At 68.9% G+C, this 12,985-nt stretch carries 10 protein-coding genes; 9 read left to right on the forward strand and 1 reads right to left on the reverse strand.

What is annotated here, in order from left to right; genetic code table 11:
- Positions 1-412 precede the first annotated feature (412 nt).
- The 9 genes from rdgB to Q333_RS0116225 all read left to right on the forward strand — a co-directional run bounded on the left by rdgB (position 413) and on the right by Q333_RS0116225 (position 10,424).
- Positions 413-1,018 carry an RdgB/HAM1 family non-canonical purine NTP pyrophosphatase gene (rdgB, locus tag Q333_RS0116185; protein WP_029418292.1) on the forward strand — a complete coding sequence of 202 codons (606 nt, stop codon included), beginning with the start codon at positions 413-415 and terminating at the stop codon, positions 1,016-1,018.
- Positions 1,008-2,162, forward strand: a complete 1,155-nt coding sequence (gene hemW, locus Q333_RS0116190; RefSeq protein WP_029418293.1) for a radical SAM family heme chaperone HemW — start codon at positions 1,008-1,010, stop codon at positions 2,160-2,162. The genes rdgB and hemW overlap by 11 nt, the downstream gene beginning before the upstream one ends.
- A gap of 43 nt (positions 2,163-2,205) precedes the next feature.
- Complete coding sequence (rsmI, locus tag Q333_RS0116195) at positions 2,206-3,081, forward strand: 16S rRNA (cytidine(1402)-2'-O)-methyltransferase (RefSeq protein WP_029418294.1); 876 nt, start codon at positions 2,206-2,208, stop codon at positions 3,079-3,081.
- On the forward strand, positions 3,078-3,485 hold the full coding sequence (locus Q333_RS0116200; RefSeq protein WP_029418295.1) for a YraN family protein: 408 nt from the start codon (positions 3,078-3,080) through the stop codon (positions 3,483-3,485). The genes rsmI and Q333_RS0116200 overlap by 4 nt, the downstream gene beginning before the upstream one ends.
- Before the next feature lie 57 nt (positions 3,486-3,542).
- Positions 3,543-4,358 (forward strand): SirB1 family protein, encoded by an 816-nt coding sequence (locus tag Q333_RS0116205; protein WP_029418296.1) that lies wholly within the window; start codon positions 3,543-3,545, stop codon positions 4,356-4,358.
- A 70-nt stretch (positions 4,359-4,428) separates the two neighbouring features.
- Positions 4,429-5,379, forward strand: coding sequence for a glutathione synthase (gene gshB, locus Q333_RS0116210; RefSeq protein ID WP_029418297.1), 951 nt, complete (start codon positions 4,429-4,431; stop codon positions 5,377-5,379).
- A gap of 60 nt (positions 5,380-5,439) precedes the next feature.
- Complete coding sequence (locus Q333_RS0116215; RefSeq protein WP_029418298.1) at positions 5,440-7,017, forward strand: YifB family Mg chelatase-like AAA ATPase; 1,578 nt, start codon at positions 5,440-5,442, stop codon at positions 7,015-7,017.
- Between the two features lie 102 nt (positions 7,018-7,119).
- On the forward strand, positions 7,120-8,676 hold the full coding sequence (locus tag Q333_RS0116220; protein WP_029418299.1) for a response regulator: 1,557 nt from the start codon (positions 7,120-7,122) through the stop codon (positions 8,674-8,676).
- Positions 8,677-8,708: 32 nt separating this feature from the next.
- Positions 8,709-10,424, forward strand: coding sequence for an AmpG family muropeptide MFS transporter (locus tag Q333_RS0116225; protein WP_029418300.1), 1,716 nt, complete (start codon positions 8,709-8,711; stop codon positions 10,422-10,424).
- A 3-nt stretch (positions 10,425-10,427) separates the two neighbouring features.
- On the opposite strand, the gene Q333_RS0116230 is transcribed toward Q333_RS0116225, so the two are convergent.
- Positions 10,428-12,797: an NADP-dependent malic enzyme gene (locus Q333_RS0116230; RefSeq protein ID WP_029418301.1), complete on the reverse strand. Its 2,370-nt coding sequence runs from the start codon at positions 12,795-12,797 to the stop codon at positions 10,428-10,430.
- Positions 12,798-12,985 lie beyond the last annotated feature (188 nt).

Below are 12,985 nucleotides of genomic sequence, written 5' to 3' on the forward strand. Positions count from 1 at the left end.
CTGAGCGGCGGAAGAGAATGGGTCGTTCGGTGCAATCGTCGCTCAAGCCGTAAGCGACCGCGTTGCGAGCGATAGCGACCCCTCTTTAGAAGGCCTGGACCAGGGTAGCGATCAGGGCGGTGGGCAGGGCGGCCAGCATGGCGACCTGGACCAGCAGGCTGCCGACCTTGTCGAGCATCAGCGAGGCGTTCAGGGTGGTCATCGTGTCTATCCTTCGATCCTGAGTGCGGGTCGTTTGTTGCCCGCATTCTTCGCCACAGGGGTTCGATTTGCTCGTTTCGATCAAACCGGGGAACGTTGTGGCCTCCGTTCGTGAGAACATAGATAGGCCGTGCAAGGCGGGTTTGCACGTTACATATCGTTTAACGATATTAAACTTCGGCAATGGAATGTTTCTGACTCGGGAGTTCGCGTGAATCTGAAGCTTATCAAGGGGATGCGGCTGGTGGCGGCGACCCACAACGCCGGAAAGGCCCGCGAAATCCACGCGCTTCTGGACGGACATTACGAGGTGGTCACCGCCGGCGAGCTGAATTTGCCCGAACCGGCCGAAACCGAGACGACTTTTGTCGGCAACGCCATGCTGAAGGCGCGCCATGCCGCCGACCGCTCGGGTGAGGTCTGTCTGGCCGACGATTCCGGCCTGTCGGTCGCCGCTCTGGACGGCGCGCCAGGCATCTTTTCGGCGCGCTGGGGCGGGCCTGAGAAAGACTTCGGCCTGGCCATGCGCAAGATCGAGGAACGGCTCGAGTATCTCGATGCTACTGATCGAGCGGCCTTCTTCACCTCGGCCCTGGCCGTGGCCTGGCCGGACGGGCCCTGCGTGGTCGTCGAAGGCCGTGTCGACGGCCGGCTGACCTTTCCGCCGCGCGGTGACCGGGGCTTCGGCTACGACCCCGTCTTCATCCCGGACGGCCATGACCAGACTTTCGGCGAGATGGACCCGGCCCTGAAGGACAGCCTGAGTCATCGCGCAGTCGCTTTCCGCAAACTGAAAGCCGCCCTCATTGACGGATGACCGGCCGGACGGCGTCGCCATCTATGTGCACTGGCCATACTGCGCTCGCATCTGCCCCTATTGCGATTTCAACGTGGTCAAGGACCGGGGCTGGCGCGAAGAACAGGCGGTCCTGGTCCGGGCCATACTGACCGACCTGGAGGCGCAGGCCGCGCTGCTCGGGTCCCGGCCACTGGCCTCGATCTTCTTCGGCGGCGGCACGCCGTCGTTGATGCGGCCCGGCGACGTGGCGGCGATTGTCGAGGCCGCGCGGCGACTGCTTCCGTACGAGAGGCCGGTCGAGATCACGCTGGAGGCCAATCCGACGGATGCCGAAGCCGCGCATTTCGCCGCCCTGGCGGAGGCCGGCGTCAATCGTCTGTCGCTGGGGGTCCAGTCGCTGGAAGATCGCGATCTGGCGTTCCTCGGGCGCAACCACTCGGCTGATGAGGCCCGGCGCGCCATCGCGGTGGCGGGCGACGCCTTCGATCGACTGTCCATCGACCTGATCTACGCCCTCCCGGGCCAGACCGTGGACCGCTGGCGGGCGGCGCTCGACGAAGCCGTGGCGCTCGGCTTCGAGCACGTATCGCCGTACCAGTTGACGATCGAGCCGACGACGGCCTTCGGCCGGGCCTTCGCACGCGGCGCCTTGACCCCGTCGGACGAGGACACGGCCGCCGATCTCTACGAGGCGACCCAGACGACGCTCGAGGCGGCGGGTTTCGCGGCCTATGAGGTCTCCAACCACGCGAGGGGCGTCGCCGCCCGCTCGACGCACAATCTGCATGTCTGGCGCGGTGGAGACTACGTGGGCGTCGGGCCAGGCGCGCATGGCCGCCTGACCCTAGGTGAAGGACGCACCGCGACGGTCGCTCACCGCCGCATCGCCGACTACATCAAAGGCGTCGCGTCCGGATCCCCGTGGAGCGAGAGCCAGACGCTGGACCCGCGCGAGGCCGCTGAGGAGCGACTACTCCTGGGTCTGAGAACGACCGAGGGCGTGCCCGTATCACTGTTGCGGACTCTCGGCCTCGACCCTGACGCGCCGCCGGTCGTCGCCCTGGTCGAAGACGGCTTCCTGACGCTTGCCGACGGCCGTCTGGCCGCGACCGCCAAAGGCCGCCCGGTGCTGGACGCGGTCCTGAAGACGCTCCTGACCTGAGCCTCGCCTTGCTCCGTCCGCGCTCCGCTGGCACGGTCTGGCGATGACCGAGGCCACGCTGTTTCCGCCGACCGCGCCTCCGCCTCGACGGTTGTCGCCGGGGCTGTATCTGGTCTCGACCCCCATAGGAAACCTGCGGGACATGACGCTGCGGGCGCTCGATGTGCTCGCCGCCGCGGACCTCGTCCTGGCCGAGGACACCCGCGTCACCGCAAAGCTGCTGTCCGCCTATGGGCTGAAGGCCCGGCTGGAACGCTGCGACGACCACGCCTCGGCCCGCGCCGCCGAGATCGCCGTGGAACGGGTCGCCGACGGCGGCGTCGTGGCCCTGGTGTCAGACGCGGGGACGCCGATGGTGTCGGACCCCGGCTTCGTTGTCGCCCGCGACGTGATCGCGGCGGGGCTGCCGGTCCATCCCATCCCCGGCGCGTCCAGCCTACTGGCGGCGCTGGTGCTGTCGGGCCTGCCCGCCGATCGCGTGACCTTCGTCGGCTTCCTGCCGCCCAAATCCGCCGGTCGGATCGGAGCCCTCACCGAGCTGAAGCCGGGCGGCCAGACGCTGGTGTTCTTCGAGAGCGGTCCGCGTCTCAGAGCCAGTCTGACGGATATGGCCGCCGTTCTGGGACCCCGACCGGCCGCCGTGTGCCGGGAGCTGACCAAGCTCTACGAGACCTGCGTGCGAGGGAGCCTGACCGAGCTCGCAGCCGACCCCGCGCTGGACGCGCCCAAGGGCGAGATCGTCGTGGTCGTCGGCCCCGGAGAGGCGGAGACTGCCAGCGCGGCCGACGCCGATGCGGCCCTCACCGAGGCCCTGGCCCGGCTCGCGCCCGGAGAGGCGGCGTCGGAAGTGGCGAGGGCGCTCGATCTGCCGAGAAAGGCGCTCTACCGCCGGGCCCTCGAGCTGCAGGGCCGGGGATGAAGCCGCCCAGGGTCGCCCGGCCCAGGCTGACGCGCCCCGCCAAGGCGGACTGGCGGCGGGCCCGGGGCGGTCAGGCGTTTCGTGCGGGCCATGCGGCCGAATGGCTGGCGGCGGCGTGGCTGGTGCTGAAGGGCTATCGCATTCTGGGGTTCCGACTGAAGGCGCCCGGCGCCGAGATCGACATCCTAGCCCAGAAGGCCGAGGTGCTGGCGGTGGTCGAGGTCAAGCGCCGCGCCACGGCCGAGGCGGCGGAGACCGCGCTGTCGCCCGCCCAGCGCGAGAGGCTGCGGCTCGCCGGCGAGCGACTGTTGCGCCAAAGACCCGGCCTAACGGGACTTCGTCTCCGGCTGGACACGGTGACGCTGGCGTCCGGCCGGTTTCCACGCCATCGTCGCGGTCTGTAGTTTCTCGGGCCCTATCCTTCTGGGGCGAGGGAACGGGTCGTCGGGGGAGGCGTCGCCGTGACACGGGAAGAGGCGGAGGACCGGCTGAGCCTGGCAGGACAGGCCGACGACGACGCCTTTCCGCTGCTCGACGCCGCTATCGCCTGCGCCATGCACGACGTACCGTTCCGCGACGCCGGGGCCGTGCGACGTCTCGCGGACGCGGCCGCCGAGCGCCTGTCGGAACGGATCGAGACCGAGAGCCCGGACGATGCGCTCGCCGAGACCATGGCCGCCGACCTGCGGCTGAACGGCGACCTCCTACACTATGACGACCCCACCAACACCGACGTCATCGATATCGCCGAGCGTCGGCGCGGCCTTTCGGCGGCTCTGGCGGTCTTCTATCTGGACGCCGCGCGGCGGGTGGGCCTGAAGGCGGCGGGCGTCGATTTTCCCAACCACTTCCTGCTGCGGGTCGAGACACCGGCGGGCCCGGTGGCGCTCGATCCGTTCAGTCAGGGGCGGGTCGTCATGCCGTCAGAGCTGACGCGGCGAGCGCTGCGGGCTGGCCTGACGCCGCATGTGGCGGACCGGTTGGACGTGCTGATGGCCCCGGTCACCGATCGCCAGGCTCTGATCCGGCTCCAGAACGTGCTGTTCAGCCGCGCCATCAGGGCCGAGGACTATCAAACCGCCGAACGCTCTGCCGTGCGCCGCGCCCTGCTGGACCCCGAGGATCATCGGCCATGGCTGGACGTCGCCGCCGCGCGAGAAAAGCAGGGCGCTCTGACCGGCGCCATAGACGCGCTCGCTCGCGCCCGCGCCGTCTCCGGCGAGGCCGCGCCCGTGCCCGAGGTCGCCTTCGACCGTCTGAGGATGCGGCTGAACTGATCCCCGCCCTTGCGGCCTTCCCCGGCGCCGTCCATGTGCGACCAGCCCCGACGCCTAGGAAGGACGCCCGATGCTGAATGTCGCCATCCAGATGGACCCCATCGAAGGGGTCAACATCGCTTCGGACACGACCTTCTTTCTGGCGCTGGAGGCGCAGGCGCGCGGTCATCCGCTGTGGGTCTATGATTTCCGGACGCTGGCGCTGGAGGACGGCGACCTTTTCTGCCGCGCCCGGCCGGCGACGCTGAGGCCCGTCGTCGGCGACCATGTGACGTTCGGCGAGGAGGTCCGGCTGGACCTCGGTCGCGATGTCGATGTGATCCTGATGCGGCAGGACCCGCCGTTCGACATGGCCTATGTGACGGCGACCTATTTGCTGGAGACGGTCCATCCGCGGACGCTCGTCGTGAACGATCCAGCCGAAGTCCGCTCGGCGCCAGAGAAGCTGTTTGCTACTCGGTTCGAGGGTGTCCAGCCGCCGACGCTGATCAGCGCCGACCCCGTCGCCCTTGTAGACTTCCACGAACGGCACGGCGATGTGGTGCTCAAACCCCTGCACGGCGCAGCGGGCTCGGGCGTCGTTCGACTGAAAGCGGGGGACCCGAACCTTGAGGCCCTGATCGAGATCCACGCCTCCGCCAGCCGCGATCCCCTGGTGATCCAGAAGTTCATTCCGGCGGTATCCAAGGGCGACAAGCGCATCATCCTGATCGAGGGCGAGCCGGTCGGCGCCATCAATCGCGTGCCCGCCGAAGGTCAGGTGCGGTCGAACCTGCGCGTCGGCGGCACCGCCGCCCCGGTCGAGATCACGGAGCGTGACCGCGAAATCTGCGCCATCATCGGGCCAGAACTGAAGGCGCGGGGTCTGATGTTCGTCGGCATCGACGTGATCGGCGACTACCTGACCGAGATCAACGTGACCTCGCCCACGGGCGCGGCGCAGCTGAAGGAATTCAGCGGCGTGGATGCGGCGGCCATCCTGTGGGACGCCATCGAGGTCAAGCGCACGCCGAGCGCGTAACGCCGCTCTTGCAAAGGCTGTAAGTTCATGGTCTGTTCTCTCCGCTGAGGGAGAACGCCCATGCTGGCGAGCATCGCGACGGTCGCGTTCGAGGGGGTCGAGGCGCGCCGCGTCGACGTTCAGGTTCAGCTGGTCGGCAATGATGGTCCGATCGTCTTCGCCGTCGTCGGATTGCCCGACAAGGCGGTGGCCGAGAGCCGGGAACGGGTGCGGGGCGCCTTCGCCGGCATAGGTCTCGCCCTTCCGCCCCGGCGGATCATCGTCAACCTCGCTCCCGCCGATCTGCCCAAGGAAGGCAGCCATTTCGACCTGCCGATTGCGCTGGCCTTGCTGGCGTCGCTGGGCGTGGTGCCGCCCGACGCCCTGAGCGGCTGGATGGCCGTCGGAGAGCTGGGCCTCGACGGCCGCGTTCTGCCCGTGGGCGGGACCCTGCCAGCGGCTGTTTCGGCCTCGGCGATGGGACTCGGTCTGATCTGCCCCGAGGCGAACGGGCCGGAGGCGGCCTGGGCCGGCGAGGTCTCGATCCTGGCGCCCCGCTCGCTGATCGGACTGATCAATCACTTCAAGGGCACGCAGGTGCTGCGGGCGCCCGCCGCCGGGCCGGTGACGTCGGGAACCGCCGTGCCGGATCTGCGCGAGGTCAAGGGTCAGGAGAGCGCCAAGCGGGCGCTGGAAGTCGCCGCCGCTGGCGGCCACAATCTGCTGTTCGTCGGCCCGCCGGGATCCGGCAAGTCGATGATGGCCCAGCGCCTGCCGGGACTCCTGCCGCCTCTGACCCCACGGGAACTCCTTGAGACCTCGATGGTCTGGTCCGTGGCGGGGCTGATCGAACGCGGCGCCTTGACGCGTGAGCGGCCTTTCCGTGCGCCCCACCATTCGGCCTCGATGGCGGCCCTGACCGGGGGCGGCCTTCGCGCCAAGCCGGGGGAGGCCTCGCTGGCGCACAACGGCGTGCTGTTCCTCGACGAACTGCCCGAATACTCGGCCCAGGCGCTGGACAGCCTGCGCCAGCCGCTGGAGACCGGAGAGATCGTCGTGGCGCGCGCCAATGCCCATGTCCGCTATCCGGCCCGGTTCCAGCTGGTCGCGGCGATGAACCCTTGCCGCTGCGGCCTCGGCGGGGCGGGCAAGGGAGCCTGCGGCAAGGCTCCGCGCTGTCAGAGGGATTATCAGAACCGCATCTCCGGCCCCATGTTCGACCGCATCGACCTGACGGTGGAGACGCCACCCGTCACCGCCGCCGACATGGCTCTGCCCCCGCCCGCCGAAGGCACGGCCGAGGCCTCGGCCAGAGTCGCCGTCGCTCGCGCCATGCAGGAGGACCGGGTCAGGGAGGCGGGGCTGGATCCGCTCCAGGCGCTGAACGCCCGGGCATCGGGCGAGACGCTGGACCGCTTCGCCCGACCGGACGAGGCGGGGCGGGCGCTCTTGATGCGAGCGGGCGAGGCCGGCGGCCTGACCGCGCGGGGCTGGACGCGGACGCTTCGGCTGGCGCGCACCATCGCCGACCTCGAGGGTTCGACCGGCGTCGTTCGCCGCCACATCGCGGAGGCCTTGATTTATCGCCGCTCGACTGTGGGTGCCCAGGCTGATTTCGAGCGACAGGACGGCGGACGCGCGGGGGTGCCGGCGTGGTGATTGGGTGGCATCGGGCGGCGGCAAGACTTTGGCAACCTTGCGGGTTGAGCCGCCCTTAAGCCGCAGCGCCTTAAGCGTGTTCTCCAGATCGGGGGACTGCGCATGGCGAAGACGCGAGGGACAAGCGGAAGGGCCGCAGGCGCGGTGGTCGCGCCCTCCGGCGGCGCCGATCCCTTCCTGCGGCTGATGAGCCACGAGATGCGCACGCCCCTGAACGGCGTGATCGGTATGCTGGGCTTGCTGACCCGGACGCGGCTGGACGGCGCCCAGCGCGCCTACGCCGAGGCTGCCAAGGATTCGGCCGAGCACCTTCTGGGCCTCGTGAATGATCTGCTCGACTACGCCCGCCTGGAGGCCGGCAAGCTGGAGTTCGATCTGGCGCCCGTAGATCCGGAGACCCTGGTGCGCGGCGTGGCGGAGCTGCTGAGCCCGAAAGCGCATGACAAGGGGCTCGAGATCGTCTGGTCGGTGGCGGCCGATGTCCCGGACGTCATGGCCGATGAGGGCCGGCTGCGGCAGGTGCTGTTCAACCTGGCCGGCAATGCGGTGAAATTCACCGAGACCGGCGGCGTGCGGATCGCGGTCGAGCGCGCTGGCGGGACGGATCGCAAGCCCGCGCTGGCCTTCATCGTCGACGACACGGGTCCTGGCGTCCCGGCCTCGGCGCGCCAGAAGATTTTCGAGGAGTTCGGCCACGTCGACGCCTCGGACGCCACCCGCCATGACGGCGCCGGGCTGGGTCTGGCGGTGGTGCGAAAGCTAGCCGAGGCCATGAAGGGCAAGGTCACGGTCGTCGACCGGCCGAACCCCGACGGTCGTGGCGGTTCCCGTTTCCGGTTTCAGGCGACATTCGAGGCGGCGGCAGGCGCTGGCCCGCGTCTGCGCGCGATGGACGGCATGGGGGTGGCAGTGCGGTCGCCGGATCCCTTCGTCACCGAGGCCGTCCGGGCCCAGCTGAACGCCAGCGGGGCCGAGGTGGTCGATGCTTCGGCCGCCGTCACCCTGATCGACCATGCCGAGGCATCGACGACGGGCCGGCCAATGGCGGAGGCCCCCGCCAGCGGTCGTGGGATCATCCTGCTCAAGCCCTGCGAGCGCGAGCTGATCGCGCGGTACCGGTCCGCCGGGTTCCACGGCTATCTGATCAAGCCATTGCGCCGCGCCTCGCTGGTCGAGCGGGTGCTGGCGGCGGCGACGGCGGGCGATCCCGTTCCGGCCGGGGCGCGCACCCTGCCGCCCGAAGACGACCGCGTCGTGCCGGTCCGGTTCGCCGGCACGCGGGTGCTGCTGGCCGAGGACAATCCGGTCGGCGCGCTTCTGGCCAAGACCCTGCTGCGGCGCGAGGGCTGCGTGGTCGAGACGGCCGGAACGGGCCGGGAGGCTATCGAGGCGCTGAAGCGGGCGCGCTACGATCTGGTGTTCATGGACATGCGTATGCCCGGCATGGATGGGCCGGAGGCGACCCGCGCAATCCGCGCGACGGGCGACCGCACGCCCATCGTCGCCCTGACCGCCAACGCCTTTGAGGAGGACCGGCGAGCCTGCCTCGAGGCCGGGATGAACGATCATCTGGTCAAGCCTCTGGAGCTGGAGGCGCTGAGGTCCGCGCTCGCCCGCTGGACGACCGGAGACTTCCGCGCCAAGGTCGTCGCCGCATAGGACGCCGGGGGGCGTCGAGAGGGACGCCTGACATGAGCGAAACGGCCAAGCGGTTGACGACGTGGGACTTCGTCAAGTCCCTGAGGGATCGCCGCGTGTTCGTGATGCTGCTGCTGGGCGCGGCGGCGGGCCTGCCCTTCTTCCTGATTTTCGACACCCTGTCGGCCTGGTTGCGGGAGTCCGAACTCAGCCTGTCGACCATCAGCGTCTTTGCGCTCGCGACCCTGTCTTATGCGCTGAAGTTCGTCTGGGCGCCGGTCGTGGACCGGGTGAAGATTCCGGTCCTGCATGGGCTCCTGGGTCAGCGCCGCTCGTGGATGGTCCTGATGCAGAGCCTGATCGTCCTCGGGCTCTGGGCGATCGCGGGATCGGACCCGGCCCTCAACCTGGGGCAGGTGGCGCTTCTGGCGGTTCTCGTCGGCTTCTGCGGCTCGACGCAGGACATCGCCATCGACGCCTGGCGGATCGAGGTGGTCGACGAGACCTTCTACGGGACGATGGCCGCCGCCTATCAGTGGGGGTATCGCGGGGCCATGATCGTCGCGGGCGCCCTGCCTCTGGTGCTCGCCGACGCCTACGGCTGGAATCTTTCGTATGCGGTGATGGCGGCCTGCATGCTGATCGCCGTGGGCGCCGCGCTGCTGGCCCCGAGAGAGAAGTACAACCGGCCCCCGACGCACTTCACCGAGGGGATGGCGGCCAAGCCGGTTCTGGAGGCCGTCGAGTGGGGCGGGCGCATCCTGCTCATTCTGATCGGGGCGCTGCTGGCCGGCTCCGGCCTGGCGGCCAACGCGACCTTCCTGAATCTCGCTATGGGCTGGTTCGGCCAGAGCGCAGAGCAGGCCGAAGCCTTCAAGGCGGTCTGGGAGGCGCGCGAAACGGGCATCTTCGTCCAGTTCCCTGCCGTGATCGCAGGGCTCGGCCTGATCGCCCTCGCCTGCGTGCCTCTGCCAGGCGCTCCGACACGACCTGGCACCTATCTGCGCAAGGCCTATGGCGATCCGCTGGCGGATTTCTTCCGACGGTTCGGCGGCGGACTTGGGCTGCTGATCCTGGCCCTGATCTGCATGTACCGCCTGTCGGACTTCGTGCTGAACATCATGAACCCCTTCTATCAGGACCTCGGCTTCAGCCTGACGCAGATCGCGGAGGTGCGGAAAGTCTATGGCGTGGTGGCCTCCTTGGCGGGCATCGCCGCGGGGGCGTGGATGGTCAGCCGGCTGGGCATCATCCGGACGATGGTCATCGGGGTGTTCGCCAGTCCGTTGTCGAACCTGATCTTCATCTGGCTGGCGACGCAGGGGGCCAGCATGCCGGCGCTCTATGGGGCGATCACCATCGACAACTTCGCCACCGGCGTCGCGGGCACGGCCCTGATCGTCTATATGTCCAGCCTGACGTCGGCGGGGTTCACGGCGACCCAGTACGCCCTGTTCAGTTCGCTCTACGCCATCTTCGGCAAGATTCTGGCGTCCCAGTCGGGGCGGATCGTCGAAGGCTCCGCGCGGCTGGCGGAGGCCGGGGGCTTCACCGCGATGTTCCGTCCGATGTTCGAGAGCCTGCCAGAAGGGGCGCTGGTCAAGGGCGCCGAGATTGCCGAGGTAACCCCGGCCTCCCTGGGCGCGGGCTACGCGGCCTTCTTCGCCTATTCGGTCGTGATCGGGGTGATCGCGGTGTTCCTCGCCTTCCTCGTCGCGCGCCGACAGAAGGAGATCGAGGCGAAGGGTGCCGAGGCCCTCGCCGCCTGACCCTCACACCGTCGGCGGGACCGCCGTGGTGTGCATCGAGCGCTCCGCCGCCGGGCTCGGGTGAGGAGCCGTTGTTTCGTCCTCGGGTTCGAACTCGACGGTGACGCCTTCCTCATAGGCGGCGAAGGTGGCGGCGGTGATGATCTCCGAGACCGAGGCGCCGAGCGAGACGATCTGGACGGACTTTTCGAGGCCGACCAGCAGCGGTCCGATCACGGTGGCCCCACCCAGCGCCTGGACCAGCTGGGTCGAGATGGCGGCGGAGTGGAGCGCCGGCATGACCAGCACATTGGCCTCGCGGCTGAGGCGCATGAAGGGATAGTTGGCGCGCTGCTCGGGGGCGAGCGCCAGCTCGGGCGGCATTTCGCCCTCGTATTCGAAATCGACGCCCTTGGCGTCGAGGATGCGGATGGCCTCGCGGACCTTCTCGCCGCGCTCGCCGGGCGGATTGCCGAAGCTGGAGTAGCTGAGGAAGGCCACGCGCGGGGTGCGGCCGAGCTTTCGGACCGTGGCGGCGGCCTGGATGGCGATGTCGGCCAGTTCCTCGGCCGAGGGCAGCTCGTGGATGGAGGTGTCGGCGATGAAGATCGTGCGGCCCTTGGCCAGCACGACCGACAGGCCGATCAGGCTGTCGCCCTTGATGTCGAGGACGCGTCGGACCTCCTTCAGCACCATGTTGAAGTTGCGGGTCGTGCCGGTGACGACCGCGTCAGCCTGGCCGCGCGCGACCATGGCGGCGGCGAAGTAGTTGCGGTCCTGGTTGATCATCCGCTGGACGTCGCGACGAAGATAGCCGCGACGCTGGAGCTTGGCGTAGAGCCAGTCGGTGTAGGCCTCGTTCATGTCCGAGACGCGGGCGTTGACGATCTCGATGCCCATCTCGTCGAAGTTCAGGCCGGCTTCGGCGGCGTTCTTGCGGATCAGATCCTCGCGGCCGATCAGGATGGGGGTGCCCAGCTCGGCCTGCTTGAAGGCCCAAGCGGCGCGGATGACGGTGGTCTCCTCGCCCTCGGCGAAAACCACGCGCTTGTTGGGCGCCGCGCGCACGGCTGCCGAGATCTTCTGCATCAGGGCGGCCGAGGGGTCGACCCGCTCGCGCAGCTGGGCGCGATAGGCGTCCATGTCCTCGATGCGACGGCGCGCGACGCCCGTGTCCATGGCTGCCTGGGCGACGAAGGGTGGAATGTACCAGATCAGCCGCGGATCGAAGGGCGTGGGGATGATGTAGTCCGGGCCGAACTTCAGCTTGCGACCGCGGTACGCGACGGCGACCTCGTCGGGGACATCCTCGCGGGCCAGCTGGGCGAGAGCCTGGGCGCAGGCGATCTTCATCTCGTGGTTGACGCGCCGGGCCCGCACATCGAGCGCGCCGCGGAAGATGTAGGGGAAGCCCAGGACGTTGTTGACCTGGTTGGCGTAGTCCGAGCGGCCGGTGGCGACGATGGCGTCGGGGCGGACCGCCTTGACCTCTTCCGGGGTGATCTCCGGATCGGGGTTGGCCATGGCGAAGACGATGGGACGGGGCGCCATGGTCGCGATCATCTCGGGCGTGATGGCCCCCTTGGCCGACAGGCCCAGCACCACGTCGGCGCCGACCATGGCCTCGGCCAGGGTGCGCTTGTTGGTGTCGGTGGCGTGGACGGCCTTCCATTGGTCCATACCCTCGGGCCGGCCGCGATAGATGACGCCGTGCAGGTCGACCACGGTGGTGTTCTCGGGCCGGACGCCCAGGGCCTTCATCAGGCTGATCGAGGACAGACCGGCGGCCCCGGCACCGACCAGCACCAGCTTGATGTCCTCGAGACGGCGGCCGGTGACGTGACAGGCGTTGATCAGGCCGGCGGTCGAGATGATGGCCGTGCCGTGCTGGTCGTCGTGAAAGACCGGGATGTCCAACTGATCCTGGAGCTCGGCCTCGATGACGAAGCATTCGGGGGACTTGATGTCCTCCAGATTGATGCCGCCCCAGGTGTCGCCGATGTTCTTGACCACAGTGACGAACTCGTCCGGGTCGGTGGTCCTGACCTCGACGTCGAAGCTGTCGACGTCGGCGAAGCGTTTGAACAGGACGGCCTTGCCCTCCATCACTGGCTTGGCGGCCATGTGGCCGAGCTTGCCCAAGCCCAGAATGGCCGTGCCGTTGGAGATGACGGCGACCAGATTGCCCTTGGAGGTGTAGTCGTAGGCCCGGTCCGCGTCCTCGGCGATCGCCCGCACCGGCACGGCGACACCGGGCGAATAGGCCAGCGACAGATCGCGCTGGGTCGCCATCGGCTTGATCGGCGCCATGGAGATCTTGCCCGGGTTCGGCAGGCGGTGGAAATCCAGGGCCTCCTGGTCTGAGAAGGTCTGTTTGTCGGTTTGGTCGGGCATGAAGACGTCTCGGCTGCGGGCCGATCCGTCGTAGCTGGGCGGGCGGAGACGGACAACCGGAGACAGGCAGGAGGCGAGACGGCCGGACATGCGTCATCGCTCTTCCGCTGTGAACGGGATGGGGAAGCGACGGAGCCTGGGCGGTCGCCCGGAACCGATGTGGCCCCCTGCTTTCGCGTTGCGGGGAC

It is taken from the genome of Brevundimonas bacteroides DSM 4726 (assembly GCF_000701445.1).
Lineage (GTDB): Bacteria > Pseudomonadota > Alphaproteobacteria > Caulobacterales > Caulobacteraceae > Brevundimonas > Brevundimonas bacteroides.

Excerpts from the sequence above, each read along its gene's own strand:
- Q333_RS0116225 (WP_029418300.1), top strand. The coding sequence starts at position 8,709 with ATGAGCGAAACGGCCAAGCGGTTGACGACGTGGGACTTCGTCAAGTCC.
- gshB (WP_029418297.1), top strand. The coding sequence starts at position 4,429 with ATGCTGAATGTCGCCATCCAGATGGACCCCATCGAAGGGGTCAACATC.
- Q333_RS0116220 (WP_029418299.1), top strand. The coding sequence starts at position 7,120 with ATGGCGAAGACGCGAGGGACAAGCGGAAGGGCCGCAGGCGCGGTGGTC.
- Q333_RS0116215 (WP_029418298.1), top strand. The coding sequence starts at position 5,440 with ATGCTGGCGAGCATCGCGACGGTCGCGTTCGAGGGGGTCGAGGCGCGC.
- rsmI (WP_029418294.1), top strand. The coding sequence starts at position 2,206 with ATGACCGAGGCCACGCTGTTTCCGCCGACCGCGCCTCCGCCTCGACGG.
- Q333_RS0116230 (WP_029418301.1), bottom strand. The coding sequence starts at position 12,797 with ATGCCCGACCAAACCGACAAACAGACCTTCTCAGACCAGGAGGCCCTG.
- Q333_RS0116200 (WP_029418295.1), top strand. The coding sequence starts at position 3,078 with ATGAAGCCGCCCAGGGTCGCCCGGCCCAGGCTGACGCGCCCCGCCAAG.